The organism is Streptomyces sp. NPDC093225 (genome assembly GCF_044753805.1).
In the GTDB taxonomy this organism is placed as follows: domain Bacteria; phylum Actinomycetota; class Actinomycetes; order Streptomycetales; family Streptomycetaceae; genus Streptomyces.
In genome coordinates, this window is record NZ_JBIVNX010000051.1 from 21,135 (window position 1) to 39,268 (window position 18,134).

16 protein-coding genes are annotated in these 18,134 nt (G+C 72.2%); 2 read left to right on the forward strand and 14 right to left on the reverse strand.

What is annotated here, in order from left to right; translation table 11 throughout:
• Positions 1–15 precede the first annotated feature (15 nt).
• From ACIQCH_RS31940 to ACIQCH_RS31965, 6 genes are all read right to left on the reverse strand, one after another.
• Positions 16–843: a shikimate dehydrogenase gene (locus ACIQCH_RS31940; RefSeq protein ID WP_402586678.1), complete on the reverse strand. Its 828-nt coding sequence runs from the start codon at positions 841–843 to the stop codon at positions 16–18.
• 4 nt (positions 844–847) lie between these two features.
• Positions 848–2,629 (reverse strand): endolytic transglycosylase MltG, encoded by a 1,782-nt coding sequence (mltG, locus tag ACIQCH_RS31945; RefSeq protein ID WP_402586680.1) that lies wholly within the window; start codon positions 2,627–2,629, stop codon positions 848–850.
• A gap of 561 nt (positions 2,630–3,190) precedes the next feature.
• Positions 3,191–3,658, reverse strand: a complete 468-nt coding sequence (gene ruvX, locus ACIQCH_RS31950; RefSeq protein ID WP_402586682.1) for a Holliday junction resolvase RuvX — start codon at positions 3,656–3,658, stop codon at positions 3,191–3,193.
• 2 nt (positions 3,659–3,660) lie between these two features.
• Entirely contained in the window at positions 3,661–6,330 is a 2,670-nt protein-coding gene (gene alaS, locus ACIQCH_RS31955) for an alanine--tRNA ligase (protein ID WP_402586684.1), read from the reverse strand.
• Positions 6,330–6,677 carry a DUF6167 family protein gene (locus ACIQCH_RS31960; RefSeq protein WP_402586685.1) on the reverse strand — a complete coding sequence of 116 codons (348 nt, stop codon included), beginning with the start codon at positions 6,675–6,677 and terminating at the stop codon, positions 6,330–6,332. The genes alaS and ACIQCH_RS31960 overlap by 1 nt, the downstream gene beginning before the upstream one ends.
• Before the next feature lie 8 nt (positions 6,678–6,685).
• Entirely contained in the window at positions 6,686–7,114 is a 429-nt protein-coding gene (locus ACIQCH_RS31965) for a DUF948 domain-containing protein (RefSeq protein ID WP_030192738.1), read from the reverse strand.
• Positions 7,115–7,259: 145 nt separating this feature from the next.
• Between ACIQCH_RS31965 and ACIQCH_RS31970 the strand changes: the two genes are divergently transcribed.
• Positions 7,260–9,473, forward strand: coding sequence for an ATP-binding protein (locus tag ACIQCH_RS31970; RefSeq protein ID WP_402586688.1), 2,214 nt, complete (start codon positions 7,260–7,262; stop codon positions 9,471–9,473).
• A gap of 30 nt (positions 9,474–9,503) precedes the next feature.
• Here the strand turns inward: ACIQCH_RS31970 and rpsD are convergent, their stop codons facing one another.
• On the reverse strand, positions 9,504–10,115 hold the full coding sequence (gene rpsD / locus ACIQCH_RS31975) for a 30S ribosomal protein S4 (protein ID WP_030192742.1): 612 nt from the start codon (positions 10,113–10,115) through the stop codon (positions 9,504–9,506).
• Between the two features lie 56 nt (positions 10,116–10,171).
• Here rpsD and ACIQCH_RS31980 point away from each other — a divergent pair, with 56 nt between their 5' ends.
• Entirely contained in the window at positions 10,172–11,101 is a 930-nt protein-coding gene (locus tag ACIQCH_RS31980) for a DUF2470 domain-containing protein (protein WP_402586690.1), read from the forward strand.
• A gap of 94 nt (positions 11,102–11,195) precedes the next feature.
• On the opposite strand, the gene ACIQCH_RS31985 is transcribed toward ACIQCH_RS31980, so the two are convergent.
• The 7 genes from ACIQCH_RS31985 to ACIQCH_RS32015 form a co-directional block, all read right to left on the reverse strand.
• Positions 11,196–11,537, reverse strand: a complete 342-nt coding sequence (locus tag ACIQCH_RS31985) for a YbaY family lipoprotein (protein WP_402586692.1) — start codon at positions 11,535–11,537, stop codon at positions 11,196–11,198.
• Positions 11,534–12,526, reverse strand: a complete 993-nt coding sequence (locus tag ACIQCH_RS31990) for an MvdC/MvdD family ATP grasp protein (protein WP_402586694.1) — start codon at positions 12,524–12,526, stop codon at positions 11,534–11,536. Before ACIQCH_RS31990 ends, ACIQCH_RS31985 begins: the two co-directional genes overlap by 4 nt.
• Positions 12,523–13,740 (reverse strand): M12 family metallopeptidase, encoded by a 1,218-nt coding sequence (locus tag ACIQCH_RS31995; protein WP_402586696.1) that lies wholly within the window; start codon positions 13,738–13,740, stop codon positions 12,523–12,525. The genes ACIQCH_RS31990 and ACIQCH_RS31995 overlap by 4 nt, the downstream gene beginning before the upstream one ends.
• 165 nt (positions 13,741–13,905) lie before the next feature.
• Positions 13,906–15,255, reverse strand: a complete 1,350-nt coding sequence (locus ACIQCH_RS32000; RefSeq protein WP_402586697.1) for a replication-associated recombination protein A — start codon at positions 15,253–15,255, stop codon at positions 13,906–13,908.
• An 84-nt stretch (positions 15,256–15,339) separates the two neighbouring features.
• On the reverse strand, positions 15,340–15,945 hold the full coding sequence (locus ACIQCH_RS32005; protein ID WP_402586699.1) for a vitamin K epoxide reductase family protein: 606 nt from the start codon (positions 15,943–15,945) through the stop codon (positions 15,340–15,342).
• Positions 15,946–16,129: 184 nt separating this feature from the next.
• Positions 16,130–17,392 (reverse strand): histidine--tRNA ligase, encoded by a 1,263-nt coding sequence (hisS, locus tag ACIQCH_RS32010; protein ID WP_402586701.1) that lies wholly within the window; start codon positions 17,390–17,392, stop codon positions 16,130–16,132.
• Positions 17,393–17,402: 10 nt separating this feature from the next.
• The gene (locus tag ACIQCH_RS32015) at positions 17,403–18,125 is read right to left on the reverse strand and encodes an MBL fold metallo-hydrolase (protein ID WP_402586703.1); all 723 of its coding nucleotides are present in this window, start codon (positions 18,123–18,125) and stop codon (positions 17,403–17,405) included.
• Positions 18,126–18,134 lie beyond the last annotated feature (9 nt).

Here is an 18,134-nt window from a genome sequence, read left to right on the forward strand (position 1 = left end):
TTGCAGGTGGGGAGCCTATCGGGCAGCCAGGGCCTGCTCGCCGGCGGCCCTCATCGCCGCCAGCGGCCCGGGGCGGCCGGTCATCTGCGCGACCTGGAGCACGGCTTGGTGGACCAGCAGGTCCAGGCCGCCGAGGAGCTTCCCGCCGCGCCCGCCCCAGGCGGCCGCGAGGGCGGTGGGCCAGGGCTCGTACAGCACGTCGAAGAGCGTGCCGGGGGCCTCCGGCACGTGCGCGGCCAGGGCGTCGGTGGTGCCCGCCGGGGTGGTCGCGATCACCAGGGGCGCGGTCAGCGCCTCGGCCGCGTCCGCCCAGTCGGCGGTGCGGACGGCCACGCCGAGCCGCTCGCCCCACTGACGCATCTCGTCGGCGCGGGCCTCGCTGCGCACGTACGCCGTCACCTCTCCCGTGCAGACGCGGGAGAGGGCGGCCAGCGCGGAGGAGGCGGTGGCGCCGGCGCCCAGGACCGCCGCGGAGGCGACCTCCTCGACGCCGCGCTCGTGCAGGGCGGCGACGATCCCGGGGATGTCGGTGTTGTCGCCGAGGCGGCGGCCGTCGTCGGTCAGGACGACGGTGTTGACCGCCTCGACGGAGCGGGCGGTGTCGCTGACCTGGTCGAGCAGCGGGATGACCGCGCGCTTGAGCGGCATCGTGAGGGACAGGCCCGCCCAGGTGGCGTCCAGGCCCTCGACGAACGCGGGGAGCGCGGCCTCGTCGACCTCGAAGCGGTCGTACGACCAGTCGTCGAGGCCGAGCTCCCGGTAGGCGGCGCGGTGCAGCACCGGCGAGAGGGAGTGCTCGATGGGTGATCCGAGAACCGCCGCTCGCCTGGCTGCCTGCCGCACGTGTCTACCCTCCGCTGTTCTGCTGCTGATACTTCGCCCGGTTGCGGTTCTGCTCTTCGTTGGTCGCCGCGAACAGGGTCTTGTCCTTCAGTGAGACGAAGTAGTACCACGGGCCCGACGCCGGGTTGACGGCGGAGTGCAGGGCCTCTTCGCCGGGGTTCCCGATCGGACCGGCCGGCAGGCCGTGGACCCAGTAGGTGTTGTACGGGTCGTGGACCTTGCGCAGGTCGTCGACGGAACCCACGTTCAGGGTGCTGGAGTTCCGGATGTAGTTCACCGTGGAGTCGAAGTCGAGCAGCCCGTAGGTCTCGGTGTTGTTCGGCTTCAGGCGGTTGTAGACGACCCTGGCGATCTTGTCATAGTCGGGCTTGTTGTTGCCCTCCGCCTGCACGAGGCTGGCGACGGTGATCAGGTCGAGCGGCGACTTCAGGCCCAGCGACTTCGCCTTGGCCTCGTCGAAGCCGAGGCCCTGGTAGTTCGCGACCGCGTTGGCGACCATCTTCTTGAGCAGCTTGTCCGCGGTGTCCGACTTGGCGACGTCGTAGCGCTGCGGGTACAGGAAGCCCTCGAGCGGGTCCTTGACGTCCTTCGCGTTCAGGGCCCAGGCGGGCAGGCCGAGGTTCTTGGCCTCCTTCTTCGCGATCGCGGCGGTGGTGCCCGGGGAGAGCTTCAGGCGCGTGTCGATGAGCTTGTAGATCTTCGCGTTGCGGTCGCCCGGGTTGACCATGACCAGCTTCTGGGCGTCGCCGCTGACCATCATCGTGACGGCGGAGGCCGCCGACATCTCCTTGTGGAGCGTGTACTGGCCCGGCTGCACGGCCTTCTTGCTGTCCTGCGCCGCCGACGCGAACGCCTCGGCGCTCTTGACGACGCCCGCCTCCTTGAGGACCTGGCCGATGGCGAGCAGGCCGGAGCCCGGCTTGATCTCGACCTCGACCGAGCCGCTGCCCTCGCCGGCGTAGTCCTCCGGGGCGCCGAACTTCGCCTTCAGGAAGTCGTAGCCGTAGTAGCCGATGCCGCCGACGCCGCCGACCAGGACGACGGCCACGATGAGGCAGGCCATGCCGTTGCGGCCCTTCTTGGGCTTGCGCCCGCCGTTGCGGCGGCCCCGGCCACCGCGGCCGCCGCCGTCGTCGCCGTCCTCGTCCTCGTCGTCCCCGCCGCCGGCGAAGAACGCGTGCTCGGGCTCTTCGGTGCGCACGGCCGCGTCGTCCTCGGCGGCCGGCTCCTCGGGGGCCTCCTGCCACTCGCCGGCCGGCTCGGGCACCACGTGGCGCCGGTTGGGCGGCTGCGGCGGCGGGTAGGCCTCGGCGGTGGGGTACAGGTCGGGGGCCCCGTCGGGATAGCCGCCGGGCTGCTGGGCGCCGTACGGGTCCGGGGCGCCACCGGTCCAGGAACCGGTGTCCCAGCTGCCCGTGCCGCCGCCCTGGTACTGCGCGCCGCCCATCGGCTGCTGCTGGGACTGGCCGGCGTACGTCTGGTGGCCCTGGTGCTGGCCGGGGTACGGCTGCTGGGGCTGCTGCGGATGCGGCTGCTGCGCGTACCCCGGGTGCTGGGCGTACTGCTGGTGCTGCTGGTCGTACTGGCCCTGCTGCTGGTACTGGTCCTGCTGGGCGTACTGGTCCTGCGGCTGGAACGGCTGCTGCTGCGGGTAGTGCTGCGGAGCGCCACCGGTGGCCTGGTGGTGGCCGGTCTGGGCATGCTGCCCGGTCCACCCCGGGTCCCCGTACAACGGGTCGTCAGGGTGCCACGGTTCGGGGCCGGTGCCCCGCCCATACTCAGTCATCGGTCTCCCGGAGCCGCGAGACGGTAGGCCGGGGCATGGTTACCCCGGCTTCCGGTCCGCCTCATCCATGGGCGACGGCTGTTCGAAAAGCCGCCACATGGCGCGGAACGTTACCGTACCGCGATCAGTTGACGTTCATCTCTCTGCACCGATAAGCAGAGAAATGTCCCGCAGGTCACCCGCTCGGCTTCCTCCAGCGCGGCCGACCGCCCGGCCGAAACGGCTCCCGGCCAGGCCTGACGCGCCCGGGGAACCGCCGACCCACGACGGTGCGCCCGCTTCCGTTCGCATCACACTCGCGTTCCGGCATATCGAACACCGACCCTTCCCCGCGCGTCCACCCCGGCCGCCTCGCCGACGCCGGGCGCGGACGATCGTGATCATCGACGCCCCGTCAGGGCCGGCGGCGGCCTCGACCCTACGGGGCCGAGCGGCTCCGGCGCCTCCGCGAGCGTGAGGCGGCCCCCGATACGGCGAAAGGCCGAACAGGTGTGTTCGGCCTTTCGCCCGCGCCCTTGCGGCGCGCCGGCAGGAGGGAACTCCGGCTCGGGATTCAGGAGCTCAGGGTGCTTCGACGCACTCGCCGGGCGGATTGCCCGATACCCGTTCGGTCTCAAGAGCGTTCTGAAGGATGATCACAGCGGCGGCCTGGTCGATCACCGAGCGGCCCTTCTTCGCGTTCTTGCCCGAGGCCCGCAGGCCCTGGGCGGCGGTGACCGTGGTCATCCGCTCGTCCACCAGACGGACCGTCACGGGCTTGATGCCCTTGGCCAGTTCACCGGCGAAGGCGCGCACCTTGGCCGCGGCCGGACCCTCCCGCCCGCTGAGCGAGCGGGGCAGTCCGACCACGACCTCGAGGGGCTCGTACTCCTCGACGAGCTGGCGCAACCGCCGGTGGGCGGCCGGGACGTCACGTCCCGGCACGGTCTCCACCGGCGTGGCGAGCACCCCGTCGGGGTCGCACGAGGCGACCCCGATCCGGGCGTCCCCGACGTCGATCGCGAGTCGACGTCCGCGGCGAAGCGTCATCGTCAGGCCGTCTCGACCACGAGGCGCTCGACCGCGGCGATGGCGTCCGGGATGGCGGCCGGGTTCTGGCCACCGCCCTGGGCCACGTCCGGCTTGCCGCCACCGCCGCCACCGAGGGTCTTGGCGGCGGTACGGACCAGGTCACCGGCCTTGAGGCCGCGCTCGCGGGCCGCCTCGTTGGTGGCGATGACCGTGAGCGGGCGCTCGTTGGCCGTGGTGAACAGGGCCACGACGACCGGGCGGTCACCGGGGATGCGGCCGCGCACGTCGAGGACCAGCTTGCGCAGGTCGTCGGCACCCACGCCGTCCGCCACCCGGCCGACGACGAGGGCCACGCCGCGGATGTCCTGGGCGTTCTCGGCCAGGCCGGCGGCGGCCTGCAGGACCTTCTCGGCGCGGAACTTCTCGATCTCCTTCTCGGCGTCCTTCAGCTTGGACAGCATCGAGGAGATCTTCTCCGGGAGCTCCTCCGGGCGGCCCTTGACGAGCTCCTGGAGCTGGGCGACGACCGTGTGCTCGCGGGCCAGGAAGTTGTACGCGTCGACGCCGACCAGGGCCTCGATGCGGCGCACGCCGGAGCCGATGGAGGACTCGCCGAGCAGCTTCACCAGACCGAGCTGGGCGGTGTTGTGCACGTGCGTGCCGCCGCACAGCTCCTTGGAGAAGTCGCCGATGGTGACGACGCGGACCTGCTCGCCGTACTTCTCGCCGAACTCGGCGATGGCGCCCTGGCGCTTGGCCTCGTCGATGGGCATGACCTCGGCGTGCACCTCGAGCTCGCGGGACAGCACCTCGTTGATCTTCTGCTCGACGTCGGTCAGCACGGTGCCGGGGACGGCGGCCGGGGAGCCGAAGTCGAAGCGGAAGCGGCCCGGGGAGTTCTCGGAACCGGCCTGGGCGGCCGTCGGGCCGAGGGCGTCGCGCAGGGCCTGGTGGGTGAGGTGGGTGGCCGAGTGGGCGCGGGCGATGGCGCGGCGACGGCGCACGTCGATGGTGGCGTACGCGGTGGCGCCGACGGTCACCTCGCCGACCTGGACCGAGCCCTTGTGGACGGAGACGCCGGGGACCGGCTGCTGCACGTCGCGGACCTCGATGACGGCACCGGTGTGCAGCTTGATGCGGCCCTGGTCGGCGAGCTGGCCGCCGCCCTCGGCGTAGAACGGGGTGCGGTCGAGGACGACCTCGACCTCGTCGCCCTCGGAGGCGGCGGGCGCGGAGAGGCCGTTGACCAGCAGGCCGACGACGGTGGTCTCGCCCTCGGTGTTGGTGTAGCCGGTGAAGGCGGTGGCGCCGGAGCCGTCGGCGATCTCGCGGTAGGCGGAGACGTCGGCGTGGCCGGTCTTCTTGGCCTTGGCGTCGGCCTTGGCGCGGTCGCGCTGCTCCTGCATGAGGCGGCGGAAGCCGGTCTCGTCCACGGAGAGGCCCTGCTCGGCGGCCATCTCGAGGGTGAGGTCGATCGGGAAGCCCCAGGTGTCGTGGAGCAGGAACGCCTTGTCGCCGGCGAGGACCGTGCCGCCGGCGGCCTTGGTCTCGGTGACGGCGGTGTCGAGGATGTTCGTGCCGCCCTTGAGGGCCTTGAGGAACGCGGCCTCCTCGGCGAGCGCGACGGTCTCGATGCGCTTGCGGTCGGTCTCCAGCTCCGGGTACTGCTCGCCCATGGTCTTGATGACGGTGTCGACGAGCTCGCCGACGACCGGGCCGGTGGCGCCGAGCAGGCGCATGTTGCGGACGGCGCGGCGCATGATGCGGCGCAGCACGTAGCCGCGGCCCTCGTTGCCGGGGGTGACGCCGTCGCCGATGAGCATGACGGAGGTGCGCATGTGGTCGGCGACCACGCGCAGGGAGACGTCGCTGTCCTGGGTCCTGCCGTAGGCGACACCGGTGAGCTCGGTGGCCTTGTCGATGACGACCTTCAGGGTGTCGGTCTCGTACATGTTCTGCACGCCCTGGAGGATCATCGCCAGGCGCTCCAGGCCGAGGCCCGTGTCGATGTTCTTGGCGGGGAGGTCGCCGAGGATCGGGAAGTCCTCCTTGCTCTCGCCGGCACCCCGCTCGAACTGCATGAAGACCAGGTTCCAGATCTCCACGTACCGCTCGTCGTTGACGGCCGGGCCGCCCTCGACGCCGAACTCGGGGCCGCGGTCGTAGTTGATCTCGGAGCAGGGGCCGCAGGGGCCGGGGACGCCCATGGACCAGAAGTTGTCCTTCTTGCCCAGGCGCTGGATGCGCTCGGCCGGTACGCCGACGACGTCGCGCCAGATCTGCTCGGCCTCGTCGTCGTCCTGGTAGACGGTGATCCAGAGCTTCTCCGGGTCCAGCCCGTAGCCGCCGTGCTCGACGGAGCCGGTCAGCAGCTCCCAGGCGAGCTTGATGGCGCCTTCCTTGAAGTAGTCGCCGAAGGAGAAGTTGCCGCACATCTGGAAGAAGGTGCCGTGCCGGGTGGTCTTGCCGACCTCCTCGATGTCCGGCGTGCGGACGCACTTCTGGACGCTCGCGGCACGCGGGAAGGGCGGCTTGACCTCACCCAGGAAGTAGGGCTTGAACGGCACCATGCCGGCCGGGACGAGCAGCAGAGTCGGGTCGTCCGCGATGAGCGACGCCGAAGGGACGACGGTGTGACCGCGCTCCTCGAAGAAGCTCAGCCAGCGGCGGCGGATTTCAGCCGACTCCATCAGTGGTCCTCATTCCGGTTGTACGAATCCAGTCGGGGGTACTGCACGTGCTCGGCCCGCTCGGGCGCGTCGAGTGCGGCGCGCCTGCGGGGTCCGGGGAGCGCCCGGGCCTGGTCGGGGTCCTGGCGCAGCCCCAGTGCGTCGTTGAGTTCGTCCTCGCGCTGGGCCATGCCGGCCTTGATGTCGAGGGCGAACTCCTTGAGGCGGTGACCCGCCTCGACGGCCTTGTCCGCGGCCTGCGCGGCGAGGCTCTCGGGGGTCAGCTGCTTGAGCTTGCGGTTGACCTTGGTCGTGGCCCACACGCCCGCTGCGGCGCCTGCGGTGAACCAGAAGGTACGGCGGAACATCGCGACTTTCAGTCCTTCTGCTTCCTGCGCCGGGCCGGCGGCACGGTGCGTCCGACGATCACCGTACGCCGGGATGCCTTCGGGGGCACCTCCTCCGTACGGCCCAGCGCGCGGCGCACCCCGTAGCCGAACGCGGCCACCTTGACCAGCGGTCCGCCGAAGGCGGAGGCCACGGTCGAGGAGAGCGCGGAGGCGTTGGAGGTGACCTCCTGGACGTCGCTGGTGATGGCGTCGACCTTGTCGAGCTGGGTGCGGGCGGAGCGCACGGTGGTGGAGGCGTCGGCCAGCAGCGGGACGGCCTGGTCGGTCACGTCCGCGACGAGCCTGGTCGCCGCCTTGAGCGTCTGGGCCAGCCTCACCAGCACCACGGCGAGGAACGAGACCAGGATCGCCCAGAAGACGGCCACGAGGATCCCGGCCACCTCTCCACCGGACACGTTGCACCGCTCCCTGATCCAAGAAAAACCCGAGAAAATCTTTCCTCCGACCCTATCGCGCCGGGGGTGTGCCGCCGTACCGGAATTCCGAGGTCGGCGGAGCCGTTTGTACGCACCGCTTACGGGCCAGTACGCTCCGTGTCCCATGCGACCAAGGACGTGCGGCAATCTTCCCTCGGAGCCGGCGGGCTTCGTCGGGCGGGGTCCGGAACTCACCGAGGTGGGGCGCCTGCTGGAGCGCTCGCGGCTGGTGACGGTGACGGGGGTGGGCGGGGTCGGCAAGTCCCGGTTCGCCCGGGAGGCGGCCCAGGGGCTGCAGGAACGCTTTTGCGACGGCGTGTGGCTGGCCGAGCTGTCGGCCGTGCGGGCTCCTGGCCTGCTGGACCACGCCGTCACCGAGGCGCTGGGGCTGACCGACCACACCTCCCGGAAGCCCCGGGCGGTACTGGCCGAGCACCTGGCCGAGCGGCGCCTGCTGCTGGTCCTGGACGGGTTCGAGCAGCTGGTGGACCCGTGCGCGGAGCTGGTGCGGGAGCTGCTGCGCCGGGCGCCGGGGCTGCGGGTGCTGGCGGTGGGCCGGCGGCCGCTGTGCCTCGACGGCGAGCACGCCTTCCCGCTGGCGCCGCTGGAGCGGGCGGACGCGGTGGAGCTGCTGGTGGCGCGGGCGGCGGCCGCGGCGCCGGGCTTCGCGGTCGGGGAGCGGGAGCCGGCCGTGGCGGAGCTGTGCGACCGGCTGGAGGGGCTGCCCCTGGCGTTGGAGCTCGCGGCGGTGCGGCTGCGGTCGCTGTCGGTGGGGCAGCTGCTGGAGCGGCTGGACGACCGGTTCCGGCTGCTCACCGGTGGGGCACGCGGGGGGCTGCCGCGGCACCGGGCGCTGCGGACCGCGATCGGCTGGAGCCATGAGCTGTGCACGGCGCAGGAGCGCCTGCTGTGGGCGCGGCTGTCGGTGTTCGCGGGCCGGTTCGACCTGGACGCGGCGGAGTACGTGTGCGGGGGCCCGGACCTTCCGCCGGAGGAGGTGCTGGACGTCCTGGGCGAGCTGCTGGCCCAGTCGCTGCTGGTGCGGGAGGACACGGCGGCCGGGGTCCGCTACCGGATGCTGGACACCGTACGGGAGTACGGGGCGGGGTGGCTGGCGGCGCAGGGCGAGACGGAGCGGGTGCGGCGGCGGCACCGGGACTGGTACACGGGCCTGGCCACGTGGTGCGAGCTGGAGTGGTTCTCGCCGCGCCAGCACGAGGTGGCGGCGCTGGTGGACGCGGAGCTGGCGAACCTGCGGCTGGCTCTGGAGTGCTGCCTGGACGATCCGCAGGAGGCGCACCTCGGCCAGTACCTGGCGGGCACCCTGTGGTTCTACTGGGCGGGCTGCGGCCGGCTGGCGGAAGGTCGGCACTGGCTGGACCGGGCGCTGGAGGCGGGTGCCGACCACGAGGGCTCGCGGCTGAAGGCGCTGTGGGTGCTGGGCTACGTGGCCGCGCTCCAGGGGGACGCGGTGGCGGCGCTGACCGCGCTGCAGGAGTGCCGGGACGGGGCGGTGCTGGCGGGCAGCCGGGTGGCACTGGCGTACGCGGTGCACCGGATGGGCTGCCTGGCACTGGTCTCGGACGACATGGAGCGGGCGGCGGAGCTGCTGGGCGCGGCCCTCGAGCACTACCGCGAGGTGGGCGAGCTCAACAGCAACGTGCTGATGTGCCAGGTGGAGCTGGCGATGGCGATGGCCTTCCAGGGGGACCTGCCGGGTGCGCTGCGGTTGTGCGACGAAGTGCGGGAGATCTGCGAGGACCACGGGGAGCGGTGGACGCGGGCGTACGCGCTGTACGTCCTGGGGTACGCGGCCCTGGGCGGCGGGGAGCTGCGCGAGGCGCGGGCGCTGTTGTCCGAGTGCGTGACGATCAACCACGCGTTCCACGACCTGCTGGGGCTGGTGCTGGCGGTGGAGCTGCTGGCCCTGGTCACCGTGTCGGAGGGGGATCCGGCGGAGGCGGCGGTGCTGCAGGGCGGGGCGGAGCCGGTGTGGGACTCGGTGGGGCTGCAGCTGTTCGGTTCGGGCTACTTCAACGCGCCGCGGCTGGCCTGCGAGGAGCAGGCGCGGGAGGCGCTGGGCGCGGAGCGGTACGGGGCGTGCGCGCGGGAGGGCCGGGACCTGGATCTGGACGCGCTGGCGGCCCGGGCGCTGGCGCCGCCGCCGCGGCCGGTGCGGATGCCGCTGCCCAAGCCGCGGATCGAGGGCGTGGCGGAGCGGGGGTCCGCGGACGGACGGTCCGCGGAGGGACGGCCCTCGGAGGGCAGGTCCGCGGAGGGCAGGTCCACGGAAAGCAGCAAGCCCGCCGGCTCCCAGGACGGGAACCGGCGGGCTTGACCAGCCTGTGAGGCTACGCGCGCCGACGGATCAGCGGGCGTAGTACTCGACGACGAGCTGCTCGTCGCAGATGACCGGGATCTCCTTGCGGTTCGGCTCGCGGTCCAGGCGGAAGGCCAGGGCCTTCAGGTTGACCTGCAGGTAGCGCGGCGTCTCGCCCTCGCCCGCGTAGCCACCCTCACGGGCGACCTGGAACGGGTGCTTCTCGCGGCTGCGCTCGCGGACCGTCACGATGTCGTCGGGACGGACGCGGAACGACGGCTTGTCGACCTTGCCGCCGTTGACCTCGATGTGGCCGTGAACGACCATCTGGCGGGCCTGGTAGATGGTGCGGGCGATGCCGGCACGCAGGACCAGGGCGTCCAGACGACGCTCGAGCTCGATGACCAGGGCCTCACCGGTCTTGATCTCGGCCTTCTTGGCGCGGTCGTACGCACGGGCGAGCTGCTTCTCGCTGATGTCGTACTGGGCGCGCAGACGCTGCTTCTCGAGCAGACGGACCTTGTAGTCCGAGTTCTGCTTGCGGCCACGGCCGTGCTCGCCCGGCGGGTAGGGGCGAGCCTCGAAGTACTTGACGGCCTTCGGCGTCAGGGCGATGCCGAGGGCGCGAGACTTCTTGACCTTGGGTCGCGACTGGTTCACGGGGAACCTACCTCCATGTAAGTTAGGTGAGCCTTACCTTATTCGAGGAGGACGTAATGTCTCGACCACATGGGATCCCCCTGCCCAGTGCGCATCGCAGTTCGGACGAGAACACATCCACGTCCGCTTGCGACGACGGTAGACAGGGTCAGCCGCGTCCCAGGGAAGGCGCTCGACAGCTCACCGGAGCCGAGCGCGTACGAACCCTCGTTGAGTCCAACGCCTCAGTATCCCTCACCCTGCCGGGTGCTCGTGACGCACAGGGCGGCCACGAGCCGGAAGAACTCGGGACAGGGGTGCCGGTCGCGCGGACCGTGACCCCGGACGGGGACGTGATTCTCCTTGTGTCGGGGGAATCCGCGGCAGCCAGGGCAGCCGCTCACGCCCAGGACGACGACCTCACCGCCGTGATCGAGATCACGGATGTGGCGCCGGTGTCCGTGCCCCATCGTATCCGGGGTCGCGCGTGGCTCGCCGGGTGGCTCACCCCCGTGCGCGGGGACGACCGTGTGGCGGCCGCCCTGCTGCTCGCCGAGCGGCATCCCGTCGGGGAGCTGCTGGGCCTCGGCGAGGCCCTCACGGAGGAGCCGCTGCCCGGCCGGTACGGGCGTCCGGCCTGGCAGATGCTGCGCCTGGAGGTCGGCGAGATCGGGGTCGACGACCTGTGGGGGACCGAGTCGGTGGACCCCGACGAGCTCGCCGCGGCGGAGCCCGACCCGCTGGCCGCGCACGAGGCGGAGCTGCTCCAGCACCTCGCCGCCAGCCACGGCGAGCAGGTGCGGGAGCTGTGCGGGCTGCTCGGCGTGCGGGAGGCGGCGGCCGCGGGGCGGCGGGTCGTGCCGCTGGCGCTGGACCGGTTCGGGCTGCGGGTCCGGTTCGCCGGGGAGCATCCGTTCGACGCGCGGTTCGACTTCGTCGAGCCCGTGCGGGACGTGTGCGGACTGCGGCGCGCGATGCACACCCTCTTCGAGGCTGCGGCGCGCTGAGCCCGGCCGCCGGGCACCCGCTCGCAGCCGGCCGACCTCGGCCGGCGCGCGCCCGCCCGGCCCCTGCCGACCCACTCGGCCGGCCGGTACGCGCTCACACCCGGGCCACCGGGGCGAGCAGTTCCTGTCCGGACCCCGGGACGACGGGGACGGACCGGGTGTTGATCATGTCGCCGGGCTCCACGGTGCCCGTGCCCGCCAGGTCGACGTGGACGCGCAGTCCGTAGGAGGCGGTGGGATCGAGGTCGGGCACCTGCACGCCGAAGGGGAGGCGGCCGCCCGGCGACAGCGCGACGTCCGTCTGGACCTGGGCGCCCACGACGGTGGAGGGCGCGTCGGCCACGGAGACGTCCCGGACCTCGACCAGCAGACGGGCGGCCACCTGCGACGGCGTGTCCGTGGGGAGGGCCACGAAGCCGTGCACGGTGTCGCTCATGCCGCCCTGCCCGCCACCGGCCGCCGCGACCGTCCGGTCGGGTCCTGGTCATCGATCCGGGACAGCAGCGCGGCCATCTCGGCAGTGATCTGCAGTCCCGTCCGCTCCTCCACGAACAGCCACTGTCCGGCGGGGTTCACCTCGAAGAACACGTACTCCCCGTCGGGGCGCCTGCGCAGGTCGACGGCCCCGTACACCAGACCGAGGCTGCGCATCAGGTGCAGCAGGCTACGGGTGAGGGCCCCGGGAAGGGTCACCGGCCGCACCACCGCCTCGCCCACGACCATCCGCATGTCGACCGGGTAGCGCGTGGCGGAGGCGTCGATCTCGGCGGCCAAGACGCGGTCGCCGACCACGGTCACCCGCAGGTCCGCGCCCGGCACGAACTCCTGGAAGATCACCGGGGCGTAGCGGACGGAGTCCAGCTGCCCGAGGTACTCCCTGCGGACGAGCCGGGTCTCCCGCCAGGCGTCGTCGGCCGCTGCGGCGAAGGCCTTGAAGACGGTCCGTCCGACCCCCACCTCGTCGATGAACCGGCGCGCCCGTTCCGGCTCGTTCGTGACCAGGGTGCGCGGCAGCGTCAGCCCGACGCGGCGGGCGACCTCCCACTGGTACGGCTTGTGGTGGGCGGCCCCGTCCAGTGCCGGGGGGTTGACCCACGTGCAGTCGAGCGCGTGGAACAGGCCGTGCAGGGCCTGGCCCGTCTCGACGGCGGCGAAGTTCTGGTCCCGTGCCGTGCCCAGCGCGCGGTCGACGGTGAACGGACGCACCCGCCGCCACCAGGCGACCCGGCAGCGATCGAGCCGGATGCGCCCGGTGGGCGGGGTCAGTGTGTGGGCGGGCTCCCCGCCCGCGGCGTAGTCGAGGGTGATCGCGCCGCGGGCGGGGAAGTCGGCCAGGTCGACGCGGACCACCTCGCGGCCGGCCGACTCCAGTCGGCGGATGACCGCGAGGGCGTGGTCCTCGTCGTAGGAGACGACGAGGATCATCGCGGCCCGCTGCCGGCGGCGAGCAGCGATCCCAGTTGGGACACGAGACTGTTGTGGTTGGTCACGGCGGTCGTGAGGCCCTGCTGGAGCACCCCGACGAGCTCGGTGAGCCGGCGCACCTGCTCCGCCAGCCCGTCGCCCTGGGCAGCGGGCACGGTGGGCGCCTGGTGCGGGGTGGCCAGGACGAACGGTGTGCCGTTCGTGCCGACCGCGGGCGTCAACCCGTCCAGGAGGGGGTTCTTGTCGGTGATCGGGTCCTTGATCGGGTCCTTGCCCGGGCCCTTCATGTCGAAGATCGGGTCCTTGAGGGGCTCCTTGAACGTGGCCGGGGCCGGGTACATCGCGTGGACCCCGTCGATGTCGCCCTGGGACAGACCGGTGCGCTGGCCCATGACCACGCCGGGGGGCAGCGGCTGCAGCGCGACGATGGTCGGCTTGGTGCCGTCGACGGCGAACGCCTTGGGCGGGTAGTGCATGATCGAGCCGTAGTCGTAGGACCCCAGGTCGTCGCCGTCGGCGATGTGCTGCAGGAAGTTGTGCTGCATGGCCGGGTCGACGTTCGAGAACACGATCTTGACGAACTGGTCCCGGTCCTCGCGGCTCTGCTCGTGCCAGAGCCCCACCGTGTGGCCGATCTCGTGGATGGCGTTGCCGGCCGAGCAGTTGGGGCCAAGGGTGACGAGCTGGCGGCCGCCCCGGCGGCCGACGTTCGACGAGCAGCCGTCACCCGGGACGAAGGCCACGAAGTCCGGGTGGGAGGAGCGCGGGACGAACCGGATCCGGGTGTGCGCCTCCCAGTGCGCGATCGCGTCCGTGACGCGCTGCGGGTTGGGGAGGGCGGGGTCGATCTCGAAGGGGACGGTGGCGTTCGGCCAGCGGAACTGCTGGCCGGGGATCCCGATCGATTGGACTACGGGGCCGGCGTCCGACGTGGCCGCGCCCTGCAGGTCCTTCACACTGCCGAGCACGATGTCGCCCTCGAACACGGCCATCCCGTCCACGTCGGCGTACGGGAGGCCCTTGGCCGTGAAGGTCTCGCCGGACACCAGCGCGACGCCGGCGATGGGGCCGGACCGGTGTTCGCCCGAGCCGGTCACCCCGTTCTTCCCGGGAGCGGGGCGCTTGCGGGCGGCGGTCTTCTTCGTCGCCTTCTCGTTCTGGCCTGCGGCGGTCTTCTTCGTGCGGCGGTTGGAGTCGGCAGGAGTCGGGCTCATGGTTCACCTCGGGGAGGGTGGAGGGGGGTGGGCCGCTGCCATCTGTTCCACGGCGCGGCCCCTCTCTACCTCTCCGGTAGGACCATTCGGCCCGACCCGCCGCACCGCATGCAGCCGCCGCAACCGCCTCGAGCGGGCATTCGTCGCCCGGCCCCCGGGGCGGGGCTATTCACCCCGCAGGCGGTCGCGGACGCGGTCGGCGACGTCCGCGTAGCGGGCTTCGGCGCCGTAGCGGGTCGGCTCGTAGTACCGCTTGCCGTGGATCGCGTCCGGGGCGTACTGCTGGGCGGCGATCGCGCCCGGCACGTCGTGCGGGTACACGTACCCCTGGGCGTGCCCCAGCTTGGCGGCGCCCTTGTAGTGCCCGTCGCGCAGGTGCGGCGGCACCGGGCCGGCGAGGCCGGCCCGGACGTCGGCGAGGGCGGCGCCGATCGCGGTGGTGGCCGCGTTCGACTTCGGGGCCAGCGCGAGGGCGATGGTGGCGTGCGAGAGGGTCAGCGCGGCCTCGGGGAAGCCGATCATGGCGACCGCCTGGGCGGCGGCGACGGCGGTCGGCAGCGCCGTCGGGTCGGCCAGTCCGATGTCCTCGCTCGCCGAGATCATCAGGCGGCGGGCGATGAACCGGGGGTCCTCCCCCGCCTCGATCATCCGCGCCAGGTAGTGCAGGGCCGCGTCCACGTCCGAACCCCGGATGGACTTGATCAGCGCGCTGGCCACGTCGTAGTGCTGGTCGCCGTCCTTGTCGTACTTCACCGCGGCCCGGTCGACGGCCTCCTCCAGGGTCCGGAGGGTGATCTCGTCCTCGCCCCGGGCGATGGCCGAGCCCGCCCCCGCCTCCAGCGCGGTCAGCGCGCGCCGGGCGTCGCCACCGGCGATGCGCAGCAGGTGGGCCTCCGCGTCGGCCGGCAGCGTGACCGCCCCGCCCAGGCCGCGCTCCTCCGCCAGGGCCCGGCGCAGCAGGCCGCTGAGGTCGTCGTCGGTCAGGGGCTCCAGCGTCAGCAGCAGCGAACGGGACAGCAGCGGGGAGATCACCGAGAAGTACGGGTTCTCCGTGGTCGCGGCGATCAGGGTGACCCAGCGGTTCTCGACCGCGGGCAGCAGGGAGTCCTGCTGGGCCTTGCTGAAGCGGTGGATCTCGTCGAGGAAGAGCACGGTCTCCTTGCCGTACCCGCCCGCGGCGCGGCGCGCGCCCTCGATGACGGCGCGGACCTCCTTGACCCCGGCGGTGATCGCGGACAGCTCCACGAACCGCTTCTGGGTCGCCTGGCTCACCACGTACGCCAGCGTGGTCTTCCCGATCCCCGGCGGGCCCCACAGGATCACCGAGGACGCCCCGGCCGGGCCGCCGTTGCCGTCGCCGACCAGGCGCCGCAGCGGCGAGCCGGGCTTGAGCAGGTGCTGCTGGCCCACGACCTCGTCGAGGGTGCGCGGGCGCATGCGGACGGCCAGCGGGGCGCTCGCCGGGTCCTTGGCCTGGCGCTCCTCCGCGGCTGCGGTGAACAGATCGGGTTCCACGTCCGAAAGCCTAAGCCAGGGGTACGACAGAACGGCCCGGGCGGCAGCTGCCGCCCGGGCCGGGCCGTGGTGCGGATCCGCCGCTCAGGACGTCCAGAAGTCCCACCAGCGCGTGAGGATCAGCATGCCGATCACGCCGACGTGCAGCACCGGCAGCACCCACGTGAACTCCTCGAGGAAGCCCTTCAGCCAGCCGGGCGCGGGCAGCAGCCCCTGGCGGACGTTGTGCGCGGTGACGTACCAGAACATGAAGATGGTGGCGACCCAGGCCAGGCAGCACCACAGGCACAGCGCGTTGATGTTGTACAGCGACTGGTACTGCAGCCACGTGCAGAACCCGACGCCGAACAGCGTGCCGGCGTTGAAGGTGAGCCAGTACCAGGGGGCGAACCGGGCTCCGGCGAGCAGGCTCATGCCGACGCAGATCACGATGCCGTACGAGACGAGGCCGAGCATCGGGTTCGGGAAGCCGAAGGCCGACGCCTGGTCGCTCTTCATGATGCTGCCGCAGGCGACGACCGGGTTCAGGCTGCACCCCGGGGTGAAGTTCGGGTCCTCGAGGAGCTTGAACTTGTCGATCGTGATCACCCAGGAGGCGAGCAGGCCCGCCGCGCCGGTGATCACCAGCAGCCAGGCGAGCGCGCGGCTGCCGCCCACGGTCCGCCTGGAGTCCACCCCTGAAGTCGTCATGGCGTAGCCCGTCATCCCGTTCGTATCGGTCGTCCCGCCCGTCTGGGCACGGTCATTGTGCCGTACGCGTCCGTGTCCACCGTTCGGTGGCCACGGACGCGTACGCGCGGCGGGGCCGCGGGCGGCCCGCGGAACGACGAACGCCGACGCGGTCGCGTCGGCGTTCGTCACGTGGGGAGCTGGATCAGGCCAGCTTCGCCCGCACCGCGGCGACGATGCCGTCGACCGGGACGGCGCTCTGCTCGCCGGACTCCATGTCCTTGAGCTGCACGACGCCCTCGGCGAGGTCGCGCTCGCCGGCGACCAGCGTGAGGCGCGCCCCGGACCGGTTGGCGTCCTTCATGGCGCCCTTGAGGCCCTTGCCGCCGTACGAGAAGTCCGCCGCCACGCCCGCCTTGCGCAGCGCGGTGACCGCGCCGAACAGCAGCCGGCGGGCCTCGTCGCCCAGGGCGACCGCGAAGACCTCGGTGGTCGCCGGGATGTCGAGCGCGACGCCCTCGGCCTCCAGCGCGAGGACCGTGCGGTCCACGCCCAGCGCCCAGCCCACCGACGGCAGCGCGGGGCCGCCGATCATCTCGGACAGGCCGTCGTAGCGGCCGCCGCCGCCCACCGCGGACTGCGAACCCAGGCCGTCGTGCACGAACTCGAAGGTCGTGCGGGTGTAGTAGTCCAGGCCGCGCACCAGCTTCGTGTCGTCCTCGAACGCCACCCCGGCCGCCGTGATCAGCGCACGGACCTCCTCGTGGTACGCCGTGCAGGCGTAGCACAGGTAGTCGCGCAGCAGCGGCGCGCCGACGAGCTGCTTCTGCACCTCGGGGCGCTTGTCGTCCAGGACGCGCAGCGGGTTGATCTCCGCGCGGCGGACGGTCTCCTCGTCGAGGTCCAGGCCGCGCAGGAAGGCCTGCAGCGCTTCGCGGTAGACCGGTCGGCACTCCTTGTCGCCCAGCGAGTTCAGCAGGATGCGGAAGTTCGACAGGCCCAGGGAGCGGTACGCCTGGTCGGCGAGGATGATCAGCTCGGCGTCCAGGGCCGGGTCCTCGGCACCGATCGCCTCGGCGCCGACCTGCGAGAAGTGGCGGTAGCGGCCCTTCTGCGGGCGCTCGTAGCGGTAGTACGAGCCGGAGTACCAGAGCTTGACCGGCAGGCCGCCGGCCTTGTGCATGTTGGCCTCGAGCGCCGCGCGCAGCACGGAGGCGGTGCCCTCGGGACGCAGCGCGAGGTTGGCGCCGCCCTTGGTGGTGAGGGTGTACATCTCCTTGGTGACGATGTCGGTGGACTCGCCGACACCGCGTGCGAAGAGCTCGACGTCCTCGAAGCCGGGCGTCTCGACGTACCCGTAGCCGGCCTTGCGCAGCGGGCCGGAGATGGCCTCGCGCACGGCCAGGTACTTGGCGGAGTACGGCGGGATGAGGTCGTAGGTGCCCTTGGGGGCCTTGAAGGTGCTCACGAAAGTCTCGTCACATTCCTCGTCGCGGAGCGGCCGTCGGGTCCGCGCCGCGTCCTTGGCGGATCGCCGCGACCTCCCGCAGGTACGGGTTGGTCGCGCGCTCGCGCCCGATGGTGGTCTGGGGACCGTGGCCGGACAGCACCACGGTCGAGTCGTCGAGCGGCAGGCACACGCGGGCCAGCGACTCGAGGATCTCGGCGTGGGAGCCGCCGGGCAGGTCGGTGCGTCCGATGGAGCCGGCGAAGAGCAGATCCCCCGAGAAGAACACCGAGGGGACGTCGGCCGCCTCGGGCATCTGGAAGGTCACCGACCCCCTGGTATGGCCGGGCGCGTGCGCGACGGAGAACTGCATGCCGGCCAGGGTGAGCCCACTGCCGTCGGTCAGCTCCCGGACGTCGTCGGGCTCCCCCACCGTGATCTCGCCCATCAGCGGCATGCCGATGGAGCGGCCGAGCGCCTTCTCGGGGTCGCTCATCATGTACCGGTCCTCGGGGTGGATCCACGCGGGTACGTCGTGGGCTCCGCAGACCGGGACCACCGACGCCACATGGTCGAGGTGGCCGTGGGTGAGGACGACCGCGACGGGCTTGAGCCGATGCTTCCTGAGCGTCTCCTCGACTCCCTGGGCGGCCTGGTGGCCCGGGTCGATGATCACGCACTCCTCGCCGGCGGCGGGGGCGACCACGTAACAGTTGGTCCCCCAGGCCCCGGCGGGGAACCCGGCAATGAGCACGTTCGTCCT

Bases quoted from the DNA above. Each gene is read 5' to 3' on its own strand.
- mltG (WP_402586680.1), bottom strand. From the start codon at position 2,629: ATGACTGAGTATGGGCGGGGCACCGGCCCCGAACCGTGGCACCCTGAC.
- ruvX (WP_402586682.1), bottom strand. From the start codon at position 3,658: ATGACGCTTCGCCGCGGACGTCGACTCGCGATCGACGTCGGGGACGCC.
- alaS (WP_402586684.1), bottom strand. From the start codon at position 6,330: ATGGAGTCGGCTGAAATCCGCCGCCGCTGGCTGAGCTTCTTCGAGGAG.
- ACIQCH_RS31960 (WP_402586685.1), bottom strand. From the start codon at position 6,677: ATGTTCCGCCGTACCTTCTGGTTCACCGCAGGCGCCGCAGCGGGCGTG.
- ACIQCH_RS31970 (WP_402586688.1), top strand. From the start codon at position 7,260: ATGCGACCAAGGACGTGCGGCAATCTTCCCTCGGAGCCGGCGGGCTTC.
- ACIQCH_RS31980 (WP_402586690.1), top strand. From the start codon at position 10,172: ATGTCTCGACCACATGGGATCCCCCTGCCCAGTGCGCATCGCAGTTCG.
- ACIQCH_RS31985 (WP_402586692.1), bottom strand. From the start codon at position 11,537: ATGAGCGACACCGTGCACGGCTTCGTGGCCCTCCCCACGGACACGCCG.
- ACIQCH_RS31990 (WP_402586694.1), bottom strand. From the start codon at position 12,526: ATGATCCTCGTCGTCTCCTACGACGAGGACCACGCCCTCGCGGTCATC.
- ACIQCH_RS31995 (WP_402586696.1), bottom strand. From the start codon at position 13,740: ATGAGCCCGACTCCTGCCGACTCCAACCGCCGCACGAAGAAGACCGCC.
- ACIQCH_RS32005 (WP_402586699.1), bottom strand. From the start codon at position 15,945: ATGACGACTTCAGGGGTGGACTCCAGGCGGACCGTGGGCGGCAGCCGC.